Genomic DNA, 23,452 nt, shown 5'->3' on the forward strand with positions numbered 1-23,452 from the left:
TAATTAGAAGTAGTTTAAAAGCGATATGTGCCAGCTATTAGGAATGAATTGTGCAACACCAACGGATATCACTTTTTCTTTCCGTGGTTTTTCACAGCGTGCAGGAATTACCTCAGATCATAGTGATGGATTTGGCATCGCATTTTTCGAAGATAAGGCATGCCGTTTATTCGTTGATAACCAGTCGGCAGTTGAATCTCCAATTGCCGATCTTATTCGTAATTATCCTATTAAATCACGCAATGTGATTGCACACATTCGCAAAGCTACTCAAGGCAAAATCACTTTAGAAAATTCACATCCCTTTATTCGTGAGTTGTGGGGGCGACATTGGATTTTTGCTCATAATGGCGATTTACATGACTTTGATCCACCACTGAGTGGACGTTTTACGCCTGTGGGAAATACAGACAGTGAACGTGCATTTTGTTATTTGCTGGATCAGTTGGTTGAAGCTTTTGGTTATGAAGAACCAAGTCTTGATGAGATATTTGAAGTACTAGAAAAAATCTCTCCCCAAATTGCTGAATACGGTACATTTAATTATTGCTTATCGAATGGAAAGGCATTATTTAGTTACGCGATTACTAAGTTACATTGGTTAGTTCGAGAATATCCATTTAATCAGGCTCATTTAATTGATTTAGATGTTGAAGTCGATTTTAGTCAGGTCACTACACCTGAAGATCGTGTGGCTGTTATAACGACAGAACCTTTAACACATAATGAAAATTGGACTGCTTATCAACCCGGTGAAATGATTTTATTTCAATATGGTAAGCCGATTAAAAAAGCTGTTACTCATGTAGAAAGATTAAAACGAGAACAGGAAAATCCAGCACTTAAACGTATTACCCGTGCAGATCAATATTAATATAAAGTATATTTAAAATATATGAATGGAGATATTTATATATATTAAACGTTTAATAATAAAGTATTTTGTTTAAAAAATACTTTATTATTTTAGTTGGTTAATTTTTTTTAAATTAATAAAAACAATAACTTGTATTAAACATCATTTTGAAACGATAAAGCCGACAAAACAGCTTTGTTTTTATTTATATTCTTTAAATATATCATGGAGTTTATGCAACTATCATTGAACATCATTGGGGAGATGTATGAAAATGAAATGGGCTTCAGAATATAATACGGGTATTGATGTTATTGATGAACAACATAAACGAATACTTGATTATATTAATGAAATTGATGATGTAGAAGATGAGGAAGATAGACGTCGAATTAAAGATATTCTAGATAATATTATTGATTATACGCAATCACATTTTACTTTCGAAGAAAGTTTACAAGAGGAAGCTAATTATAAATATCGTGTACCACATAAACGTGTACATGACTTGTTTATTAAAAAAATAGAGTTATATCGTGAGCGTTTTGATATGGGACATACTGTTGAAAAAGAGCTACAAGAAATTTTAGCAAAATGGTTAATCAATCATATTCAACATGACGATGCCGATTATGTGGGGGCAGTAAAAGAAAATATGATGGGTATTATTAGAGAAAAAGAAAAGAAGAAAGGGAAAAACTGGTTTGCTCGGTTTTTCGCATAACTTAAATAACAAAACTTATAATTTTAGTTAGCGCAGCAAACTATCGTTTCGGTAGTTTGCTTTTTTTATTGAGCAAACTTTGATTTTCAGGCATGAGACGGGCAAAATATCTATAGTCTTTTTCAAGGAATGCATAATGCAGGACATACCTATGTCACGATGGTTATCGCCCCTGATGGCGTTTTGCTTATCTTTCATCATTATGGCGACATTGGCACCCGCTATGGGGATCCAGATTGATCGTCAAATCGATTTCTGGTTATTGTGGTTAGGCACAATGCTGTTATTGGCTCTGCCAGTTTGTTATTTAGAAATTGCCTTAGCAAAACGGTCGAAGACTACTGCTTTAAATGCTTTATCAAGTTTAACTCGTGAAGCAGATAGTTCACCAAAATGGCGTTTAGTTGGTTGGTTGGCCGTTATTTTTATTCCGTTTTTAGCAGGGAATGTACTGAGTACTGCTGGCAATTTATTGACAGCACAGCTTAATAATAGCGTTTCTGGACAAATTGTTTTTGCTGGCCTTGCGGTTGCGGCTTTAATTTTATCTTTTATTCCGCGTCAGATTTTAATTGTACTGATGACAGTCGGTGTAATCGCTTCTCTTGTTTTAGCTAATACAATGGGTTCGAATTTACAACCTTGGCATTGGACGAATGTTGAATTTAAAGAATGGGGTAATGCGACCGTACTTGCACTTGTAGCGAGTGGTTTAGGCTTAGGTCTTTACTGGCAAAATAGCTTGTCTGTAATTCACTCTCAAGAAGGCGCTACAAAAACTGTACTTCCAATCTGGTTAGCTCAATTAATTGCTGTCGTTGCGTTTGGTTTCTTTTCTCTTCAAGCACAGCTTCCTGTTTTTACCTGGATTTTTACTGCGGTCATGACAACAGCTCTGTTTATTCAACTTGCTAAAGAACAGCTTGCTCAACGTCAACTGATGTACGTTTTACAATGGGTTGTCATTATTGTGGCAATTGCGGTTTGGGCTGTGCCTGAACTTCATGGCATCTTTACGCTGATTTTAATGCTGTGGGGATTACTCATTTGTCTGATCTATGCCATTTTTGCTGGCTGGATTATGAAAATTAGCCATTTGCGTAAATCAATGAATTTCAGCAATGAGTTGTTCTATAACTTGTGGCGTATTGCAGTGCGTATTGTTTTACCGCTTTCAATTGTTATTGCCATGATTGCGGTGATTGGACAAATGTTCTGATGGAAAAAGCTCAGCAAGTGTGGGTTGCTTTTGCAGCCCCAGAGCAACAGTTTTTAGTTGCTATTCCATTTGAAGCTGGGATGACAGCATTACAAGCAGTTCAGGCGAGCGGGTTGCAGACACAGGTAAGTTTGCCTGAGCCCTTACAACTTGGCATATTTGGTGCAAAAGTTGAAGCAGATGCGATTTTGCAAGCAGGTGATCGGGTAGAGGTTTATCGACCTTTAACGATTAATCCTAAAGATATACGTCGTAAGCGTGCCGAGAAAAATCCTGTGGGGCGATATATTAAAAGTAATCGCATAAAGCAATAAGCCCCATAAATAAAACCCCTCGAAGTATTTCACTTGAGGGGTTTATTTTTATTAGAAAAAACGATTATAGTGGTGGGGCAGTTAAAATCGCTTCTTTAGAAGCAGGTAAACCTGGTTGCGATTCTGGAATAGTTTCTAAACCTTCAATTTTAGTTACTGTACCAGTGCCATCAAAGTAAATTTTTAAATGCTGACCATGTGCTGCGGGGATTTTTGCTTTTTTAGCATAAGTTCCCGGGATATAGTTGTAAATGTAGTCCCAGCGTTGAGGATTGAGGGGATCAGTCACAGTTGGACTACCAAGCAAAAAACGCACTTGCTGGAAATTCATGCCGACTTGTACTTGAGAGGCCTGAGCTTTGGTCAAAGGAGTCCCTTGAGGAATATCAACCTTATATACACCAAAGATTGAACAACCAGCAAGGAGTGAAGTGACTAATAACGTCAGCACGAGTTTTTGCATTTTGCTACACTATCCCAATAAATTATGATGCATTTGATCAAAGGATAGATCATACTTCATCTAAATTCTATTGCCTATTCCAACTTGAGATTTGTTGAGAGACCTTTTTTCATGCCTATTTCCAATCAAGATTTGCGCAAAGCTGGACTTAAAGTTACCCTTCCACGAATTAAGATTTTGGAATTATTAGAAAATTCAAAACAACATCATCTTAGCGCTGAAGATATTTACAAGACTTTGTTAGAACAAGGGGAAGATGTCGGTCTTGCGACAGTTTACCGTGTGTTAACACAATTTGAAGCTGCAGGTATCATTCAGCGTCATCATTTCGAAAATAATCATTCTGTTTTCGAAATTATGCAAGAAGATCATCACGATCATTTAGTTTGCCATAATTGCAACAAAGTTATTGAATTTACTAATGATGTTATCGAGAAGGAACAGCATGCTGTAGCAGATCAACATGGGTTTACCTTAACGGGTCACTCATTAAACCTCTACGGTTACTGTAACGAACCTGAGTGTCAGGAAGTGTTGCGCAAGAAATAATCGTTTTCACACAAAGAAAACAAATAAAAAAGGAAGGTTACGTTTAACCTTCCTTTTTTTATGAAGAAATTACTGTTGGTCGAAGGTTAAATGCTGATTTGTGCCTGCAATTTGATCAGGTCCTTCTTCCGCAAGCTTAATCGTCAAACGTAAATCATTTGGTGAGTCGGCATGTTTTAATGCATCTTTGTAGGTAATTTGGCCTACTTTATAGAGATCAAATAGGGCTTGGTCAAAGGTTTGCATACCGAGTTCACGCGAGCGTTTCATTAAATCTTTAATTTCATGAATTTCGCCTTTACGAATGTAGTCTGAAATTAAGGGTGAGTTAATTAAAATTTCAATTGCGGCGCGGCGCGAATTACCATCAGGCGTTGGAATGAGTTGCTGTGCAATCATGGCCTTTAGGTTAAGAGATAAGTCCATGTAGAGTTGACTGTGGCGGTCACTTTCAAAGAAGTGAATGATACGGTCGAGTGCTTGGTTAGCGTTGTTGGCGTGCATTGTGGCTAACACAAGGTGACCTGTTTCAGCAAAGCCAATCGCGTAGTCCATTACTTCACGAGATCGAATCTCACCAATCAAGATGACATCTGGTGCTTGTCGCAAAGTATTCTTTAAGGCAATTTCAAATGAGTCTGTGTCGATGCCTACTTCACGTTGGGTAATAATGCAGCCCGCATGTTCGTGAATAAACTCGATTGGGTCTTCAATGGTAATGATATGACCTTTAGTATTGTGGTTACGATAGCTGATCATTGAAGCCAAAGACGTCGATTTACCTGTACCTGTCGCACCAACAAAAATAATGATGCCGCGTTTGGTCATGGATAAATCTTTAAGAACGGGCGGTAACTGCAAGTCATCAATTGAAGGAATTTTTGTTTCAATTCGACGTAATACCATACCTGGCATGTCACGCTGCTGAAAAGCACTTACACGAAAGCGGGCAGTTTTATCACGGTTCATAATGGCAAAGTTACACTCGCGAGTTTCTGCAAATTCTTTGCGCTGTTTTTCGCTCATGATGGAATGTAACAGTTGTCCAATAACCTCACCTGAAAGACTATTTTTTGAAATTGGAACAATTTGTCCGTTAATCTTCATAGATGGTGCAACGCCATCGGTAATAAAAAGATCGGATGATTTTTTTTCAACCATCAGGTTGAGTAAGTCATTAAAATCCATATTTATTCTCTAATTATTTTTATAGGAATGATTCAGGCTGTTTTGCAGCAGTACGTGCAGTTTGTGGACTGATCACACCACGAGCAACTAAACCTTTTAAGCTTTGGTCGAGTGTGGTCATGCCATGATTTGCACCAGTCTGAATGGATGAATACATTTGTGCGACTTTGTTTTCACGAATTAAGTTACGAATAGCAGGAATACCAATCATGATTTCATGTGCTGCTACACGTCCACCGCCATTCTTTTTAAGCAGGGTTTGCGAAATAACAGCTTGTAAAGATTCTGATAACATGGCACGAACCATATCTTTTTCTTCGGCTGGGAATACGTCAATCACACGGTCAATGGTTTTTGCAGCAGAAGTTGTATGGAGCGTCCCAAACACCAAATGACCCGTTTCGGCAGCGGTAAGTGCTAAACGAATGGTTTCAAGGTCACGCATCTCACCAACCAAAATAATATCGGGGTCTTCACGCAGTGCCGAACGAAGTGCTTCGTTAAAGCCATGTGTATCACGATGTACTTCACGCTGGTTAATCAAACATTTCTTCGACTGGTGTACAAATTCGATTGGGTCTTCAACCGTTAAAATGTGGTCATAACGGTTTTCGTTAATATAGTCCATCATCGCTGCAAGTGTGGTCGATTTACCAGAACCTGTTGGGCCTGTCACCAGCACAATGCCGCGTGGATAGTCACAAATATCTTTAAAGATTTGACCTAAGCCTAAATCTTCCATGGTGAGTACTTTGGAAGGAATGGTACGAAATACTGCACCAGCACCACGGTTTTGATTAAATGCGTTAACACGGAAACGCGCAACGTTGGGTACTTCAAAAGAAAAGTCGGTTTCGAGTTTTTCTTCGTAGTCACGACGCTGTTTATCATTCATGATGTCGTAGACCAGACGATGAACATCTTTATGATCTAGAGCAGGTAAGTTAATGCGACGGACTTCACCATCCACGCGAATCATTGGTGGCATGCCAGCAGAAAGATGTAAATCGGACGCGCCATTTTTCACAGAGAAGGCGAGTAGCTCTGTAATATCCATAATTTCCCCAAGTAAATCAAAATATGTCATTATTTTGTAGAATAATATACGGCTTTCACCGAAGCTTACCAACACCTCGCTTTAGGTGAAGAGCAAAAAAGTTTTTTGAAAATGAGAACCTTGTCAATGAATTACCTGCAAGATGCGCGACAGCACGTATTACAGCAAATCCAACGTGCTTGTGAACATGCTCAGCGTGCGCCTGAAACCGTGCAACTTTTAGCCGTATCAAAAACACATCCAAGTGAAAGTTTGCGTGAAATGTATGCAGCAGGGCAAAGAGCATTTGGCGAAAACTATTTGCAAGAAGCGTTAGACAAAATTGAAGCTTTGCACGATTTAGAAATTGAATGGCACTTTATTGGTCATGTTCAGCGAAACAAGACTAAACATTTGGCTGAAAAGTTTGATTGGGTACATGGTGTAGATCGATTAATTATTGCTGAGCGACTATCTAATCAAAGACTTCAAGATCAATCTGATTTGAATATTTGTTTGCAAGTGAATATTGATGGACAAGACAGTAAAGATGGTTGTGCACCAGATGAGGTGGCCGAGTTAGTTGCCCAAATGAGTCAATTACCAAATATCAAATTACGCGGTTTGATGGTGATTCCAGCACCAGACAATACTGCTGCTTTTGCAGATGCTAAGACCTTGTTTGATGCGGTTAAAGAAAACCATGCTCACCCAGAAGACTGGGATACATTAAGTATGGGAATGTCGAGTGATTTAGAAGCTGCAATTGCGGCTGGTTCAACCATGGTACGCGTAGGTACAGCATTGTTTGGAGCCAGAGATTATTCACAAAAAGGTTGATGTAAGCTTTTTCGTACAGAAATTGCGGCCTTTTACGGCTATGGCAGACGAGTGTTTTTACTTATTATGAACTCATCAGGAAACAGGACGTTTCTAAGAATAACAATAAATAGTGATGAATGGATGCATACAGGTACGACAGGAGTTATACCAACGCAGATTCTAAAAAAGCCCCGACAGGATGTCGGGGCTTTTTAGTTTTAACCAACGACTTCAATCGTACTTGCACCAGCACCAAGTGGTTTCACCTGAATTTGCACAGGAATACGTTCATGCATTTCTTGAATGTGTGAAATGAGAATGACTTGGCGACCCTGATTTTGCAATTGATCTAAGGCATTCATGACCATGTGCAAAGAAGAAGCATCTAAGGTTCCAAAGCCTTCATCAATAAACAATGATTCAATTTTCATTGAACCCGATGCCATATTGGCAATCGCCAAAGACAAGGCAAGGGCAGTTAAGAACGACTCACCGCCAGATAAAGATGCAACGGAGCGGGTTTCTCCATCCATATCATGGTCAATAATTGCAAGACTTAAAGACTGATCTAGACGTTTTAACGTATAACGTTGAGAAAGCATGGCCAGTTGCTGGTTGGCATGTTCCACTAAAATATCTAGGTGATATTGCTGAGCATAGTCACGGAACTCTTTACCTTTAGCATCGCCAATGAGCCCTGAAATTTTGCTCCAGCGATGTTCTTCTTGCTGAATATTTTGAATTTGCTCGGCGTATTGTTGTTGTTTCGCAAGATTTTGTTGATGCACTTCAAGCTTAAGCTTCAGTCGATCACGTACTTCAAGTTGTGCTTTAAGCTCTGCAATATTGTCTTGAATGAGGCTCACAAGCTTTTCATGTTCAATATCTGGCTGAGTTTGTAAATGTTCGCTCAATTGCTCTTGCATGGTTTTAAGGGCAGAAGAGGCTTCACTTAGTAAACGTTCGGCATGATTAAGACGGTTACGGATGTCTTGCTCTTGAGCTGAATTGATTTGCATGAGCGCCGTAAGATCAGATGCTTGAAAATCAGCATGGGCTTTTAACCAGTTTTGAATTTGCCCATCAATTTGCTGTTGATGTTGCTCGGTGTGCTGATGTTGATGCTTGAGCTGATCGAGTGCCTGTTTTTGTTGCTCGAAGTGCTGTCTGGTTTGTTCGAAACGCTGTTTAGCCTCATGATAAGCGGTTTGTTGGTGCTGACGTTTAGTGTCGTGTTCAGTTAACCAATCGTGCGGTTTAATGTCAGAGTGACCTGTCATTTGCTCAATGAGCGACACCGCTTTTTCATTATTTTGTTGACCCTTAAGCGTAATTTCTTTGAGATTTTGGTCGATCTCCTCAATTTGCTTGGTCATTTGCTCAAGGTTAGCAGCCAGCATTTTAAGTTCCTGCTGCTGCTGTTCAAAGCGCTGTGCGAGCTGTTCTTGTTGTTCAAGTTGCTTAGCGCGTGCATCAAGAACAGACCAAATCTGCTTAGCCGTTTGGCTACTCGACTGCTGCCATGCGTGCTGTTCGGTTTCAGATAGACACTCAACAATATGCTGAACTTGTTGTTGCCATTGCTGTGCTGTATTGAGCAATGTCTCATTACGCTGAATAGATTGAACGAGCTGATTGTATTGTTTAATCGCTTGGGTTAAACGCAAGCTTTCTGAATCAAATGAACTCAGCGCATTTTGCGCGGTTTGTCTGAGTTCGTTCAGCGTTTGCAAGATCTGCTCAGGAGCTTGATTAAGCTCAATATGTAACTGATTGAGGGTAAGCGTTTGTTCAAGTTCTTGCTGTAAGTTTGCTTGTTTTGTTTTAAGTTGAGCTAGATATTTCTGAACCTGCTCAAGCTCGGTACTACATTGGGTAAGCGCATGTTGTTGGGTTTGCCATGCATTAAATTTAGTTTGCTCTAGCGCTACTGCTTGTTGCTCTTGCTGTTGCTGCAAGTCGAATAAGGCCTTGGAGACTGCACTGTCATCAACACGATAGGGATGATGCGTACTTCCACACACTAAACAAGCTTCACCTTCTTTAAGATTGGCTCGTAACTGCTCAATATTTTCGGTGTGTAATAGACGCTGCTGTTGCAGGATATGCTGTAGCTTTTCACGTTCAGTTTTTGCTGTCTGATACTCTTGCTCAGTCGACTGGCAAAGAGTTTTAAGCTGCTGCTCTTGCGCTGAGGTTTGCGTATGTTTTTCGGTGAATTGCTGAAGCTCAGCATATAACTCATGATAAATTTTTATTTTCTGTTGAATCAGGTCTAGCTGAGTGATTTGGGCAAGTTTTTGTTCTTTGTCTTTGCGTTGCTGTTCAACTTTTAACTCAATCTCTTCAACTGTGCCTAGAGAAGCTGTCAGCTGTTCAAGCTCACTTTTAGCTTCCGATAGCTTTTGGCGAGCAAGGGTAGGGTTTCCCAGTTGTTGTTCAATCGCTTGGTAATTTTGAATAAATTGCCCAAGCTGGTGTAAATGCGCTGAAAGACCTTTATCCAATACTGCATATTGCTGAGTCTGGGTAAGCTTTTGTTGCAGATGGATTTGGTTTTGTTGAAGCTGTTCAATTTGTTGTTGCACTGTGTTTTGCTGTTGTTGCAACGGGCTGAGCTTTTGATCAAATGTATTTCTTTTTTCTTTGCACTTTTTATATTCATCGGCAATAAAGACGCGCTCTTGAATAGACTGTCGAACCTGATTTAAAGCTTGTTGATGCTGTTGCTCAAAATCGAGTGTCTGTTTGAGTTCTTGTTCTGCAAGTTGATATTGTTTTTGGCCTGTTTCAAAAACTTGAATCAAGTCATTAAACGTAGTTTGCGCTTGCTGAATTTGAGGTTCAAGTTGTTGTAGCGTTTGTAAATTTTGAGCCTGCTGAAAAACTTGTGGGCGTATTTCAGAGAAAACTTCGAGACGTTTTAATTGCTCACGTTCACCCGCAAGTTGCTGATGATGGCTTTGCTGGTTTTGAAATTGTTGTTGTTTCGCTTGAACTTCTTGCTCAAGTTTTGCTTTGCGTTCAAACCATTGTTGCTGTTTGTCTAAGATATTTTTTTGCTGTTCTAATTTTTGATGATTTTGTTCAGCTTGCTGATATTGTTCGGTAAAAGCCGCAATTTCTTCATCAGACAAAATTTCAATATGACCTAAGAACTCTTCAAGCTGTTTACGTTGTTTTGCAATATCAGCCGTTTTACGAAAAGCCAGCTCACCGATTTTGGCAAAAATGCTGGAGTTAGTCAGGTACTCAAGCAACTCACCGCGTTCACTGTCGCGTGCTTTTAAAAAGGCAGTGACTTCTGATTGGGCAAGTAGTACCGCACGGGTAAATTGTTCAAATGAAAGCTGGGTAATTTGTTTAACTTTTTCATCGACTGCTTTGGCTTTGTCGGCAAGCACGACACCATCGGTCAGGCATTTTATATGGCGTTGCACGCTTTGTAATTTACCATTTGGGTTTTCACGTGCCCGCTTAATTTCCCAACGAGCCAAATAACGTTTTTGATCTTGTGCAATAAAGCAAAGTTCAGCAAAACCATGTCCCGTACCACGGCGTAAGACTGTTAAAGGTGAATTGGTCAGTAACTCAGAACCATCAACGTCTTTTAATTTGCCATCGCTGTCTTTAAGACGTGGAACCCGATTAAACAAGGCCAGACACATCGCGTCTAAAATGGTCGACTTACCTGCGCCTGTTTTCCCTACAATTGCAATGAGTCCTGCATGGGCGAGGGGCGCGCTTTCAAAATCAATAAAGTGTTCATCAGAAAGAGATGCCAGATTTTTTATTCGAATGGATAAAATTTTCATGACATATCCTTAAGGGGTTGCATCATTTTCAAGATGTTTTTGTGCTTCTTGTACTAGGCTCAGGAAATCTTTTAAGACCGCATCATCGGTACTGTAACCTTGTTTTTCCCAGATATTTTGAAATAGCTTTTCTGGTGTTGGTGGTTCAAGTGCGATTTGCTGAGTGGCATTGGTATCGGTACTGTCTTTATTCACATATTGACGTGAAATACGCACTAAACGGTAGCGGTCAGGTGGCAGGGCTGCTTCAAACTGCTGACGTAAATTAGGCTGCGGCGGCGTTAAACTATAATATTCAATATCGACATATTCACGGTGGTCAATATTTTCAATCACGCCGTGTGGCAAAGCTCTGAGTTGTTGCAGTACCTCATTTAACTCACCACGAATGCGGTGCAATTGTATGCAGCGCGGAATTTCGACAGCTTCAAATTGCACACGGCTGTCAGTGTCTTGAGATGGGTCAATTTTGACTTCAACTACTTGGTGCTTATAGTTAATTTCACTAAAAGAAAGCGGAATGGGTGAACCGCTATAACGAATGTGCGGCTGGCCTACTTTTTGTGGTTTGTGTAAGTGCCCTAAAGCCACATAATCGACAGCATCTTCAAATAAAGTCGTTGAAAGTGCTTCTTCATTACCAATAATAATTGGGCGTTCAGAGTCGGATGTTTCCCCACCTTGCATATGGGCATGCGACATTAAAATAAGCGCTTGGTCTGGTGTTTTACGACGTTTGGCTTCTGCAATCAGTTGCTGGTGCAAATAGGCAATCGCGTTTTTGCTGTTAGTGGTATGTTCATTAAAGCCCGTAATTTCGGCCGAGCGTAAAAAAGGCAGGGCAAGACACCACGCTACAATCTCTTGATTTTGATTATAAATCGGCAAAAGTAGACGATCGAGATCTAGGGTTTTATCTTCATTCCAGCGAACTACACCTACGGTTTTTGCATTGTATTTTTCTAAGAGTGGTTCGACTTGTTCAATCCGATAGCCTGAATCGTGATTGCCCGCAATCATGAGCGTTTGCATGTGAGGCGCAATACGATGTGCATCTGCTAAAAATTGGTAGAGTTGTTTTTGTGCTTGAGAGCCCGGATTAATCACATCAAAAATATCGCCAGCAATGAGTAGGGCATGTGGTTGTTTTTCTTGAATTTGAGTGAGTAACCAACTTAAAAATTGTTGGTGTTCGTAGTGACGTGAATGATTATAAAAAAACTGCCCCAAATGCCAGTCAGAAGTATGTAGAAAATGTACGGACATAGAAACAGACATCAAGCCAAAATAAACACAGATACGTTAGCATAAATTGGCAGGAGATTTTATAAAGACATTTTAAAGTGCTCGATATTTAAGCCAGCAGTAAACTCTAAATTAAATTTTTCACTTTAAACTTTGCTTTGTTACTATCAGGTCAAACAACGAACTTTGAGAACAAAATGACCATTCATAAATACGAAGTAAAAATACAGTGGGAAGGCAATACAGGTACGGGGACTTCGGCTTATCGGTCATATAAACGAGATTTTAGTATTCAACATCCTGAAAAGGCTACTATTCAAGGTTCATCTGACCCTGCCTATTTAGGTGATGTGTCCAGATGGAACCCCGAAGATTTATTGGTTGCATCTGCTTCAGCTTGTCATAAGCTGTGGTATTTACACCTGTGTGCTGTCAATCATATTCATGTACTGAGTTATGTCGACCATGCACTTGGCTTTATGGAAGATACAGATCCAGTGAGAAGGGGCCATTTTACTCAAATTATTTTAAGACCAGAGATTGTGTTAGAAAAAGGTGCTGATCAAGCGCTTGCTGCAAAATTACATGAAGAAGCGCATCACGAATGTATGATTGCCAATTCAGTGAATTTTCCAATTACATGTGAAGCAAGTTTTAGCTTTGCTGAATAAACAATATGAAATAGCCACCGATAAAATGGCGGTGGCTATACAGTAAAAAATAAAAGAGTCGTTAAATAAGATCTTTAAGCAGCATTTTCATCGACTTGAAAAATACCAAAAACGTTATGGTCTAAATCGACAAAGTAGCCATGCCAAGCGCGGCCCGGAATAGCGAATTTATCCATTGCCACAATACCGCCTTGCGCTAAAATTTTCGCAGCCACTTCATCGAAGTTTTCCACCTGAACCGAACAGGTAAATGCATTAGTGCCATATTCCATTGGAGGCGTTTGAGCAGGGCGTTTTAATAGTCCACCCATAATTGAAGGCGTTTCGATACGATAATATTCAATCGGTAAGTTTTCATCGAGTTTAAATTGCCAGCCGAACACAGCTTGATAGAACTGCGCATCGCGAGCAGGGTTTGAAGACTGGATTTCAAAATAGGCAATGTTGTTCATATTATTTAAATCATATTTTTATGGTGCAAAAAGTATACGCATAGCCTTTATCGCCACGAAAGACCTATTGTGTAGGTTGAGCGTAAAATAAATGAAAGTACCAGAAAATAAAAACCGACGATTCGAGTGATGAGAGAATCGTCGGTCAAAAACTTCATCAAGGGTTTCGGCTGCTAACAAAACCTAATCCGAAGGAAGGAAAGAGTCGTAATGAAAGGTCACCGAAACAATTTTGCGGATGCCATGCAAAGGAAGTATTCGGTTGCTGCGACCTTATTACCCTATATAACGTCAAGAGATCAGGATTGGTTGACAGAAAAATGAAAAAAAATCGAAAAAAATTTATAATTATTTTTTGAACCCATAAATTAGGCAAAAATATGACCAAATTACGTTCTTACTTTCTCTGGTTTTTTGCTTTATGCATAGCACTCACCTTAATAGTAGGTGTGGTTGCAGCACTATTACCAGCGAGTGTAGGCGGTATTTTAACAGCCGTTCCATATTTAGGCGCAATGATTTTTGTCTTATTTAAATTTTTAAAGAAAGAACGCCGTGCTCCGACTGTACAAGAAAAAAAGAAATTTACTTTAGGTTTTACGCTGATTTTTTGGGGCTATAACTTATGTGGCGTTTTATTTGGTCTATTTTTATTTGCCAGAAAAGACCCTGAGATTTTGCAGAACTTTATGCTTTACCTCAAACAGCCTCAGTTCTTAAGCATTATGGTGATTATGCTTTTAATGTTAGCGATCCCACTTTATTTAATTACCTATTGGTTTTATGGCAAACAGGCACAGCGAATGGCAGAGAAGATAGTGAGTTAATTGCAAAAACAATATTTGTCTAAATTGACGGCAGGTCGCGAACGACTCTTAGCACGAGCACTTTAGGTAATTGATTCTATATTATGTTTTTACACACTTTATTCAAATTATGCTGTTGATGTTACTTTTAACCGCTCTGGTGAATATGCTTTTGCATCAACGAGAGTCGGTTGAGCCAGCATAAGCTGACGAAGCAATTGCGCAGAGCCTGCCCCCATACATAAACCATTTCTAAAATGACCAAAGTTTGCCCATAGATTGTCCATTTCAGGCATTTTGCCAATGTATGGGACACCATTTGGTGAACTTGGTCTCAGGCCTGCCCAGCGCTGTACAATCGGGAAATCGGCCAGTTCAGGCACCATTTCTAAACATGCTTCTAAAATATTGTGCTGGGTGGTTTCGTCGGTAGAGGTATCAAACCCGCGATGTGCCATGCTTGACCCACAAACAATATGACCATCCATACGAGGAATCAAATACATCACTCGATTCATGCACATGGTTGGTAGCCAGTGAGCAGGGGTTTTAAACAACAGCATTTGACCTTGCACAGGTTCGACTGGAATGTCGAGTTGTAATTGTGAGTTCCAGTAATGGCTCCAAGCACCCGAAGTTATTACAAAATGGTCGGCTGTATGTTTACGACCATCTTCGGTTTGTAGGGCCTGTATCACATCACCTTGTTGAATGAGTTTTTTAACAGGAGTGTGCTCAAAAAACTCAACGTTTGGTTGTTGTTTTAAATAACTGATCAGGGACTGTAATACGCGTGGATTGCGAATATTAGACAGTTCGGGGAAATAAATCGCTTCTTGAAACTGATCGGAAATATGCGGATTGACTTGTTCTAGGGCATCTCGCTGTAAATATTCACAGCGTTGCATCGGTTCTTGATGTTGCTCGGCGTAGGAAAGTCCAACGTCAAAATCTTCTTCATCAAAAATCAGCATGCCTGTGTCATGGATTTCAAAATCAATCCCTGTAACAGGGTAGAGCTTTTGATTCCACGCTTGATAAGAGGCTTTACCAAATTGAGCGATTTGATTCACTGCATGCACATAGCGCCAAGGGTACATCGGAGAGAGAATACCCCCGCCAGCCCAAGAGGCTGCTTGTCCCGCTTGTTGTTGATCAAAAATGCTGATGGTACAGCCTTGTTCAACCAACTCTAGCGCAGACATTAATCCACTTATGCCCGCGCCAATGATTGCAATATGCATGCAGTTTTATCCTTTCTCTGCGAACTTAGTTCATTTCCTTGAGTTTTTCGGCAGCGGTTTCTGCAAAGTAAGTCCAGATTCCGTCTGCACCTGCACGGCGACAGCACATGAGTGATTCTAAAATTACTGAATCTGATAACCAGCCATTTTGAATCGCGCCGGCTAACATTGCGTATTCGCCACTCACTTGATAAATGAATGTTGGAATACCAAAGGTATCTTTCACTTCACGTACCACATCCAGATAAGGCATGCCCGGTTTTACAATCACCATGTCGGCGCCTTCTTGAATATCAAGCGCGATTTCATGTAACGCTTCAGCACGGTTGGCAAAGTCCATCTGGTAGTTATATTTATTACCACCTTTTAGGTTGGATGCAGAGCCGACAGCATCACGGAACGGACCATAGAAGCTAGACGCATATTTAGCAGAGTAGGCCATGATGTTGGTGTAGATGTGACCATTGGCTTCTAAAGCCTGACGAATTGCGCCAATACGACCATCCATCATGTCACTTGGTGCAATCACTTCGGCACCTGCTTCTGCGTGACTTAAGGCTTGTTTAATCAAGCATTCTACAGTCTCGTCATTCAGCACATAGCCAGTGTCATCAATAATGCCGTCTTGACCATGCGTAGTATATGGGTCGAGGGCACCATCGGTAATTAACACCATTTCTGGTAATTCTTTTTTAAGCAAACGGCAAGTGGTTTGTACTAAACCATCTTCATGCCATGCAGCTTCTGCGGTGAGGCTTTTATCTTCTTGAGGAGTGACTGGAAAAAGAGCCAGTTTTGATACGCCCAATTCCAGAAGTCTTTCAGCTTTTTTCAGTAATAAATCTGCCGACAAACGCTGAATGTTTGGCATACTTGGAATATCTTGGGTCTGATTTTGTCCTGGTAATACAAATACTGGATAAATCAAGTGATTGGTAGTGAGCTGTGTTTCGCTGACCATCGCACGCAACTGGTCATTTTTACGGATACGGCGCATGCGAGTAGCTGGAAATGCAGGACGATTGAACGTATAAGTCATAACAATCTCGATGTTCGGTATTACACTAGGAGAGGTTGGCGGATATTCCATTACTGTCAACCGACTGCTGTATTGTAGCCCCATAATGCTGGTTTTGTACAAAATTATGGGTGTTTATCATGCTTTTGAATTTAGGCAACGTATGAGTGAAGAGAAGAAGAATTGGACTGGCAACATACAATTAGGGACAAAAACAGACCTAAATGTGGTTCTCAACCAATTATGTAAGGCATTTAATAACTGTCCTTTTTTTAAGCATAGTGGAATGATTATGCGTGTGGTGGATGGGCAGATTGAAGGCTACGTTGAAATGCAACCTGACCTGATTGGCAATTTGGCTTTTCAGGTTTTGCATGGTGGTGTGGCTGCAACTTTGCTCGACAGTATTGGCGGTATTGTGGCAATGGAACATTTATATCGTCGTTCAACCCCAGAAAACCTGCCTGAAACTATTAAACAAGTTACGCGTTTAGCAACGGTTGATATGCGTGTTGACTACCTTGCACCAGGGCGTGGTAAATACTTTATTGCTCGTGCCGAAGTACTGCGTTTAGGTCGTAAGGGCTGCACCATGCGCATGACCATGGTTAATGATGAAGGCAAAGCCATTGCTGCGGGTATTGCTTCATATGCCTATTAAGCAACAAATTGAACTATTTAAAAGCGCCATGTGCGCTTTTTTTAGTGTGTAAAAAGCAGAAATTTTCATAAAATCTTTGAGATAAACATTAATTTAATTAGAACGAACGCATGAGTTATAAATTTTTATTCTCATATTATGAGGTTTTAGCGTTAAAATTAGCTCCTTTGACAATGCGATATGTCTTGTTTATAGAAAAATAAAAACTCTATAACAAGGTGTAGTGCGAGATTGATGGCAAAGCCAACTCATCTTTAGGAACATACCATGACTGATGCACAAAGCAATGTAGAAGAAACAGTGCCAACAACATCTGCCTCGGATGACAACAATCAAAACAAGCGCAAAAAATTTCTTGGTTTTTTTGCGCTGATTTTATTGATCGCCGCTATTTTATATGCAATCTGGGCATTATTTTTAAATCATTCCGTGAGTACGGATAATGCCTATGTCGGTGCAGAAACCGCGCAAATTACCTCTATGGTGAGCGGACAGGTCGCTCAGGTTGTCGTAAAAGATACTCAAACGGTACATCGTGGTGACGTGCTAGTTCGTATTGATGACCGTGATGCCAAAATTGCACTGGCTCAAGCTGAGGCAGAACTCGCCAAAGCAAAACGCCAATACAAACAAACTGCGGCAAACAGTAGTTCTTTAAACTCTCAAGTTGTGGTGCGTGCCGACGAAATTAACAGTGCTAAAGCACAAGTGGCTCAAGCTCAGGCCGACTACGACAAAGCTGCGTTAGAACTGAACCGCCGTGCGCAACTTGCAGCATCTGGTGCGGTATCTAAAGAAGAACTCACGAAGGCACAAAGTGCAGTTGAAACAGCTAAAGCGGGTCTAGAGCTTGCAAAAGCGGGTTTAGCGCAAGCATCTTCGAGCCGTAAAGCTGCTGAAAGTACCTTAGCTGCAAATGAAGCCTTAATTCAGGGCGTAAATGAAGTTTCGACACCTGATGTACAAGTTGCACAGGCACATGTTGAACAAGCTCAGCTTGATTTAGAACGTACCGTGATTCGTGCGCCAGTCGATGGCGTGGTAGCACGTCGTAATATTCAAGTGGGGCAACGTGTTGCACCGGGCACCAGCATGATGATGATTGTGCCGATTAACGATTTATATGTAGATGCGAACTTTAAAGAAAGTCAGTTGAAAAAAGTCCGTCCGGGTCAAATCGTCACACTTACTTCAGATTTATATGGTGACGATGTTGAATATCACGGCAAAGTGATGGGCTTCTCTGGTGGTACGGGCTCTGCCTTTGCCTTAATTCCGGCTCAAAACGCAACAGGTAACTGGATTAAAGTGGTTCAACGCTTACCGGTTCGTATTGCACTTGACCCAAAAGAACTTGCTGAACACCCATTGCGTGTTGGCTTGTCGATGGAAGCAAAAGTCGACTTATCTGCGAAGTAAACGCTTATGAAAACGCAAACACCTTTTGCCGAGTTAAGCGGTGGCCGTTTATTACTGGCAGCGTTTGTTATTGCCTTGTCGAACTTTATGGTCGTGCTTGATACGACCATTGCCAACGTATCTGTACCGCACATTACTGGTAACCTTGCTGTTTCAAGCACACAAGGAACGTGGGTCGTCACGTCGTATGCAGTTGCAGAAGCGATTTGTGTACCTTTAACAGGTTGGCTTGCAGGCCGTTTTGGAACCGTTCGGGTTTTTATTTTTGGCCTGATTGGTTTTACCATTTTCTCTTTCTTGTGCGGTCTAGCAAACTCGTTAGGCATGCTAGTGTTTTTCCGTATTGGCCAAGGTCTATGCGGTGGTCCACTCATGCCACTCAGCCAAACCTTGCTCATGCGTATTTTTCCTCAAGAAAAGCATGCACAGGCCATGGGCCTATGGGCCATGACTACCGTCGTTGGACCAATTTTAGGGCCAATTTTGGGTGGTCTGATTAGTGACAACCTATCTTGGCACTGGATTTTCTTTATTAATATTCCGGTCGGTATTATTTGTGTTTTAGCGGCAATACGACTGCTCAAACCTGCCGAAACAGAAACCATTTCTTTACGAATCGACACCGTCGGTTTAGGTCTGTTAATTCTGTGGATTGGTGCGCTACAGCTCATGCTCGATTTGGGGCACGAACGCGACTGGTTTAATAGCACCAGCATTGTGGTATTAGGCTTGACTGCCGCCATTGGCTTTGTGGTGTTCCTCATATGGGAGCTGACCGACAAGCATCCCGTCGTGGATGTGAAAGTCTTTAGGCATAGGGGCTTTGCCATATCGGTGCTCGCCTTATCGCTTGGCTTTGGAGCATTCTTTGGCAGCATTGTACTGATTCCGCAGTGGCTGCAAATGAACCTTTCCTACACCGCCACGTGGGCCGGCTATTTAACTGCAACCATGGGTTTTGGTAGTTTGACCATGTCACCGATTGTGGCAAAGCTTTCGACCAAACATGACCCACGCGCACTCGCGAGTTTCGGTTTAGTTTTGTTGGGTGCAGTAACTTTAATGCGGGCATTCTGGACTACAGATGCTGACTTTATGGCGCTGGCTTGGCCGCAAATCCTGCAAGGTTTTGCTGTGCCGTTCTTCTTTATTCCACTGTCTAATATTGCACTGGGTTCGGTACTCCAGCAAGAAATTGCATCTGCTGCGGGCCTCATGAACTTCTTAAGAACCATGGCAGGGGCAATTGGCGCTTCAATTGCAGTCACCGTGTGGGACGACCACGCCAAAGTTGCACGCAGTGAAATGGTGTCTAATCTAAATACTGCCGAAGTTCAAAATAACCTTATGCAAAATGGTTTTTCGGCTGACTCGACTTTAGGCATTATTTCAAACCTCGTTGATAAAGAAGCCATTACCATGTCGGCAAACCATGTATTTTTGCTGTTTGCGATGGTGTTTGTCTTTGCGGGGCTGGTCATTTGGCTGTGTCCAAAACCCAAACAGGTCAGTGGCATGCCTTCTCACTAAATATAAAAGCATCTCTTCGGAGGTGCTTTTTTTAGATCTATTAAAAAATAGGGGGATTTATTAATAGTAGATTTTTCCCATATTTAGAGAAATAAAGCATGCCAGAATCGGGCAAATCAGTTATAAAAGAGTGTGATATCAAGCATGGAGGCACAAGATAGGGCACAGGATAAAACGCCCTCAAACATTCAAAATTATAAAACCTTATTTTTATCAAAGATTAAAAAAACTTAATACCTGAAAACAAAGAAGCTTGCATGGCAATTGCATGGATAGGCAAGCGTATATATTGGAGTTATCACGTGAATAAAAGATATTCATTTTTGTTCAGTAGTTTATTAGCAGTCGGTTTATTACAAGGATGTGGAGATGACTCCTCGTCAGATCAGCCCAAGGATGATTCAAATACAACCCCACCCAATTTAATTGTAGATAATGACCCCACCAGTTGTAGCAAACTGGCACAAGACGGTTCAAGCGTGGTGGTCGGTTCAAACCAAAATGGTGACCCAGCGGCGCCGGAAGGTGCATCTGGTTATAGACTCGGTAACACGGTTAAATACGCAGATAAATATATGGTGGTGGCAAACACGCCACTTGCGGTAAAAGCAGGCTGTGATGTTTTAAGAGCAGGCGGTAGCGCAGTCGATGCAGCCGTTGCGGTACAAGCGGTGCTAGGTCTAGTCGAACCACAATCGAGCACCATTGCGGGTAGTGGTTTTATGATGTATTACGATGCCAAAACCAAAAAAGTCACTGCTTATGATGGTCGTGAAACCGCACCAGCCGCAGCCAACGAATTTTATTTAATTCGCCAAGACATATATGACCCAAATTCACCAGCACCAGTACCAAGTGCGCGCCGTAGTGGCCGATCAATTGGTGTGCCGGGTGTGATGCGTTTACTTGAACAAGCGCAAAAAGAGCATGGCAAGCTTAAGTGGAACCAGCTTTTCGGTGAAGCGATTGGTTTGGCTGACAACGGTTTTCGCATTCCGGGGCGTTTGGCAGATGCAATTGCAAGCAATGCAAACAATTTAGCGCTTGATGCAAATGCAATGGCGACCTATTTCTACCCAGATGGATCACCACGTAAAGTGGGTGAGACCATGACCAATAAAGCTTATGCAAAAACACTTGAAGCACTTGCCACGCAAGGCGCAAATGCGCTGCACACGGGTCCAATTGCCCAAGCGATTGTAGCAAAAGCAGGACAGACCTTAGGGGATGACCCAGCAAAAACTCCAATTACTCCAAGTTTAATGACCTTGCAGGATTTATCGAACTACGAGGTTAAAAAACGCGACCCGATTTGCACGACGTATCGTGACCGTTACTATGTATGTACCATGCCGCCTCCATCTTCGGGAGGAATTGCAGTTGCGCAAACGCTGGGTATTTTAGAAAACTTTGATATGTCGCTTTATCCACCTAAAAACCCTGAAAATGAAGGTGGTGTGCCAGATGTGATGGGCGTGCATTTGGTCTCTGAAGCAGAGCGTTTGGCTTACGCTGACCGTGACAAATATGTGGCAGACACTGACTTTGTTGCTTTACCAGCACAGGGGATTGCAAGCTTTATTGATAAAAATTACTTAAAACAACGTGCAGCACTAATTAATTCGAACCAAAGTATGGGCGTTGCGCCAGCGGGTAATTTCAACCCAGCTTCGGGTGTCGACACCACTGTTGAACACGGAACAACTCAGTTCACAATTGTAGATGCCTATGGCAATGTGGTTTCAATGACATCGACTGTTGAATCGAGCATGGGTTCATTCCACATGGTGGATGGTTTCTTGCTGTCGAACCAGTTAACTGACTTTAGCGCGAACCCTTATGACAGCACTGGGGCACATGTTGCCAACCGTGTAGAAGGGGGCAAACGCCCACGCAGTACCATGGCGCCAACTTTAGTGTTTAAAGGCACCACGCCAGATGAGTTTTATATGGCAACAGGTTCACCAGGTGGCGGTACGATCATTCAATATGTGGTTAAAACTTTGGTGGGTGCGCTGGACTGGAACTTAAACGCTCAGCAGGCCACTTCGCTTGTTAACTTTGGCGCGACCAATAGCAAAAACACCAATGTAGATAGCTCGAATGTGCAGCTTTCTTTGCTTGATTTGATTGAAGGCTTAAAAGCAAAAGGACATGGCATTTCTAACACTGCGCAAACCAGCGGTATTTCTACGATTATGAAAGTAAATATAAATAATCAAAGTAAATACGCAGGTGGGGTAGACCCACGCCGTGAAGGTATTGTGTTAGGCAATGGTGCTTTATAGAGCAAACTTAAAAAAAAGCTGTCATTTTTGGCAGCTTTTTTATGTGACCCTTGAAAAAAACAAAAGGGACTCAATTATGTAAATATGTTCATCAGTAGCAGACTGTTGATAAAATGCACAGTATTTTATTTTAGTTATGCTATGATGTTCAGACATTCATGGGGATGTTATTGGCTTCGACGCTGGTGATGAAACTCATAGATGCATGCCGAGAGCGCATTTTCTCTCGTAAATCAAATTTGCATATTTTAGTCGCAAACGACGAAACTTACGCTCTAGCTGCCTAAGGGCAGTTTGTCCGCTTCCTAGAATACTTGTGGTTTAGGAACCCGACCGTAGCGCACGCACACAAGTCCGTATAGAGTCAAGCCTCGGGGCTTTATACCAAACTTAGAGGATCGCACCTTGTACCCTGTTCGTCGGGTCACTTGGTGTTAAAACAATAGACGATATCTAAGCATGTAGTATTCTCGAGCGTAATGCTGGCGGACGCGGGTTCAACTCCCGCCATCTCCACCATATACTTAAATTTATATAACTCAGTATGACGTTATATAAAAATAAAAGCCTTAACTATCAGTAGTTAGGGCTTTTTTTATACCTGTATATACCGTTATATGGGGTAACTTATAGTTTGTGTGATTGTATAGTGTGATGTATAGTTTGAGTTCACTTGTTTTCACTATACAAGAATCAATATGAAGAGAACGGATCCTATTAAAACGCCAATGAAAGATACAGTTCTTTCATCATTGGAACCTGAAGCACATACAGAGTATAGAATCAATGATGGTGATAATCTTTATTTTGTTGTTAGTTCTACAGGTAATAAAAGATGGGATTTTAGATACAAGAAGCCATTAACTCAAAAGTGGAGCTTTATGGGCTTAGGTGCTTATCCCGAAGTGATGTGTGCTGAAAAAACAGGAGGTTTTAACTTGGTAAACTAAACACACTCATCAGGAGTTTACCATGAGCAAGAAACACAAGACTTACACCACAGAATTTAAAGCTGAAGCCATCAAATTAATTGAAGCCAATCAAGGCAATGTCTCGGAAACAGCCAGACAACTTAGCATTTCAATGCAAACTCTTTCAAATTGGAATACCAAAGCAAAGGCTGGAACTTTAG

The 23,452-nt window shown here is 41.2% G+C and carries 22 protein-coding genes and 1 other RNA gene; 15 read left to right on the plus strand and 8 right to left on the minus strand.

The genetic code is table 11. The annotated features are described in order from the left end of the window. Positions 1-25 precede the first annotated feature (25 nt). The 4 genes from ACINWC141_RS09115 to ACINWC141_RS09130 all read left to right on the plus strand — a co-directional run bounded on the left by ACINWC141_RS09115 (position 26) and on the right by ACINWC141_RS09130 (position 3,113). Positions 26-874 (plus strand): class II glutamine amidotransferase, encoded by an 849-nt coding sequence (locus ACINWC141_RS09115; RefSeq protein ID WP_009390486.1) that lies wholly within the window; start codon positions 26-28, stop codon positions 872-874. Positions 875-1,124: 250 nt separating this feature from the next. Further along, the gene (locus tag ACINWC141_RS09120) at positions 1,125-1,580 is read left to right on the plus strand and encodes a bacteriohemerythrin (protein WP_009390546.1); all 456 of its coding nucleotides are present in this window, start codon (positions 1,125-1,127) and stop codon (positions 1,578-1,580) included. A gap of 151 nt (positions 1,581-1,731) precedes the next feature. Further along, a complete protein-coding gene (locus tag ACINWC141_RS09125; protein WP_155757889.1) occupies positions 1,732-2,799 on the plus strand; it encodes a hypothetical protein in 1,068 nt (355 codons plus the stop codon). Next, positions 2,799-3,113, plus strand: a complete 315-nt coding sequence (locus ACINWC141_RS09130; RefSeq protein ID WP_009390544.1) for an RnfH family protein — start codon at positions 2,799-2,801, stop codon at positions 3,111-3,113. Before ACINWC141_RS09125 ends, ACINWC141_RS09130 begins: the two co-directional genes overlap by 1 nt. Positions 3,114-3,177: 64 nt before the next feature. On the opposite strand, the gene ACINWC141_RS09135 is transcribed toward ACINWC141_RS09130, so the two are convergent. Beyond that, entirely contained in the window at positions 3,178-3,576 is a 399-nt protein-coding gene (locus ACINWC141_RS09135) for an outer membrane protein assembly factor BamE (RefSeq protein ID WP_003653245.1), read from the minus strand. A 111-nt stretch (positions 3,577-3,687) separates the two neighbouring features. On the opposite strand from ACINWC141_RS09135, the gene fur reads away from it, so the two are divergent. After that, positions 3,688-4,125 (plus strand): ferric iron uptake transcriptional regulator, encoded by a 438-nt coding sequence (fur, locus tag ACINWC141_RS09140; protein WP_004794120.1) that lies wholly within the window; start codon positions 3,688-3,690, stop codon positions 4,123-4,125. 69 nt (positions 4,126-4,194) lie between these two features. Here fur and ACINWC141_RS09145 read toward each other — a convergent pair whose 3' ends face one another. Further along, positions 4,195-5,313 carry a PilT/PilU family type 4a pilus ATPase gene (locus ACINWC141_RS09145; protein ID WP_009390494.1) on the minus strand — a complete coding sequence of 373 codons (1,119 nt, stop codon included), beginning with the start codon at positions 5,311-5,313 and terminating at the stop codon, positions 4,195-4,197. Between the two features lie 19 nt (positions 5,314-5,332). Further along, positions 5,333-6,370 (minus strand): type IV pilus twitching motility protein PilT, encoded by a 1,038-nt coding sequence (locus ACINWC141_RS09150; protein ID WP_009390483.1) that lies wholly within the window; start codon positions 6,368-6,370, stop codon positions 5,333-5,335. 126 nt (positions 6,371-6,496) lie between these two features. Between ACINWC141_RS09150 and ACINWC141_RS09155 the strand changes: the two genes are divergently transcribed. Then, positions 6,497-7,189 carry a YggS family pyridoxal phosphate-dependent enzyme gene (locus ACINWC141_RS09155; RefSeq protein ID WP_009390491.1) on the plus strand — a complete coding sequence of 231 codons (693 nt, stop codon included), beginning with the start codon at positions 6,497-6,499 and terminating at the stop codon, positions 7,187-7,189. A 200-nt stretch (positions 7,190-7,389) separates the two neighbouring features. On the opposite strand, the gene ACINWC141_RS09160 is transcribed toward ACINWC141_RS09155, so the two are convergent. Further along, positions 7,390-10,986 (minus strand): AAA family ATPase, encoded by a 3,597-nt coding sequence (locus ACINWC141_RS09160; protein ID WP_009390497.1) that lies wholly within the window; start codon positions 10,984-10,986, stop codon positions 7,390-7,392. Between the two features lie 9 nt (positions 10,987-10,995). Continuing rightward, positions 10,996-12,264 (minus strand): exonuclease SbcCD subunit D, encoded by a 1,269-nt coding sequence (locus ACINWC141_RS09165; RefSeq protein ID WP_009390498.1) that lies wholly within the window; start codon positions 12,262-12,264, stop codon positions 10,996-10,998. A 164-nt stretch (positions 12,265-12,428) separates the two neighbouring features. On the opposite strand from ACINWC141_RS09165, the gene ACINWC141_RS09170 reads away from it, so the two are divergent. Then, positions 12,429-12,902 (plus strand): OsmC family protein, encoded by a 474-nt coding sequence (locus ACINWC141_RS09170; RefSeq protein ID WP_009390525.1) that lies wholly within the window; start codon positions 12,429-12,431, stop codon positions 12,900-12,902. A 74-nt stretch (positions 12,903-12,976) separates the two neighbouring features. On the opposite strand, the gene ACINWC141_RS09175 is transcribed toward ACINWC141_RS09170, so the two are convergent. Next, a complete protein-coding gene (locus ACINWC141_RS09175; RefSeq protein WP_005303175.1) occupies positions 12,977-13,354 on the minus strand; it encodes a VOC family protein in 378 nt (125 codons plus the stop codon). Between the two features lie 380 nt (positions 13,355-13,734). Between ACINWC141_RS09175 and ACINWC141_RS09180 the strand changes: the two genes are divergently transcribed. Continuing rightward, positions 13,735-14,181 carry an ABZJ_00895 family protein gene (locus tag ACINWC141_RS09180; RefSeq protein ID WP_009390511.1) on the plus strand — a complete coding sequence of 149 codons (447 nt, stop codon included), beginning with the start codon at positions 13,735-13,737 and terminating at the stop codon, positions 14,179-14,181. Between the two features lie 107 nt (positions 14,182-14,288). On the opposite strand, the gene ACINWC141_RS09185 is transcribed toward ACINWC141_RS09180, so the two are convergent. Beyond that, entirely contained in the window at positions 14,289-15,404 is a 1,116-nt protein-coding gene (locus ACINWC141_RS09185; protein WP_009390524.1) for an NAD(P)/FAD-dependent oxidoreductase, read from the minus strand. A gap of 25 nt (positions 15,405-15,429) precedes the next feature. Then, the gene (hemB, locus tag ACINWC141_RS09190; protein ID WP_009390517.1) at positions 15,430-16,443 is read right to left on the minus strand and encodes a porphobilinogen synthase; all 1,014 of its coding nucleotides are present in this window, start codon (positions 16,441-16,443) and stop codon (positions 15,430-15,432) included. Positions 16,444-16,585: 142 nt separating this feature from the next. Between hemB and ACINWC141_RS09195 the strand changes: the two genes are divergently transcribed. The 7 genes from ACINWC141_RS09195 to ACINWC141_RS09220 all read left to right on the plus strand — a co-directional run. Further along, positions 16,586-17,083 carry a thioesterase family protein gene (locus tag ACINWC141_RS09195; RefSeq protein ID WP_034678111.1) on the plus strand — a complete coding sequence of 166 codons (498 nt, stop codon included), beginning with the start codon at positions 16,586-16,588 and terminating at the stop codon, positions 17,081-17,083. A 267-nt stretch (positions 17,084-17,350) separates the two neighbouring features. Then, entirely contained in the window at positions 17,351-18,502 is a 1,152-nt protein-coding gene (locus tag ACINWC141_RS09200; protein WP_009390496.1) for an EmrA/EmrK family multidrug efflux transporter periplasmic adaptor subunit, read from the plus strand. 6 nt (positions 18,503-18,508) lie between these two features. Continuing rightward, positions 18,509-20,032, plus strand: a complete 1,524-nt coding sequence (locus ACINWC141_RS09205) for a DHA2 family efflux MFS transporter permease subunit (RefSeq protein WP_009390540.1) — start codon at positions 18,509-18,511, stop codon at positions 20,030-20,032. Positions 20,033-20,334: 302 nt separating this feature from the next. Further along, on the plus strand, positions 20,335-22,320 hold the full coding sequence (gene ggt, locus ACINWC141_RS09210) for a gamma-glutamyltransferase (RefSeq protein WP_009390488.1): 1,986 nt from the start codon (positions 20,335-20,337) through the stop codon (positions 22,318-22,320). Between the two features lie 160 nt (positions 22,321-22,480). After that, positions 22,481-22,839, plus strand: a transfer-messenger RNA (tmRNA) gene (gene ssrA / locus ACINWC141_RS19555). A 179-nt stretch (positions 22,840-23,018) separates the two neighbouring features. Beyond that, positions 23,019-23,270 (plus strand): integrase arm-type DNA-binding domain-containing protein, encoded by a 252-nt coding sequence (locus ACINWC141_RS09215; RefSeq protein WP_052018271.1) that lies wholly within the window; start codon positions 23,019-23,021, stop codon positions 23,268-23,270. Between the two features lie 22 nt (positions 23,271-23,292). Beyond that, on the plus strand, positions 23,293-23,452 hold a 160-nt coding region (locus tag ACINWC141_RS09220; protein ID WP_009390506.1), incomplete at its 3' end, for a transposase.

It is taken from the genome of Acinetobacter sp. WC-141 (assembly GCF_000313935.1).
In the GTDB taxonomy this organism is placed as follows: Bacteria; Pseudomonadota; Gammaproteobacteria; order Pseudomonadales; family Moraxellaceae; genus Acinetobacter.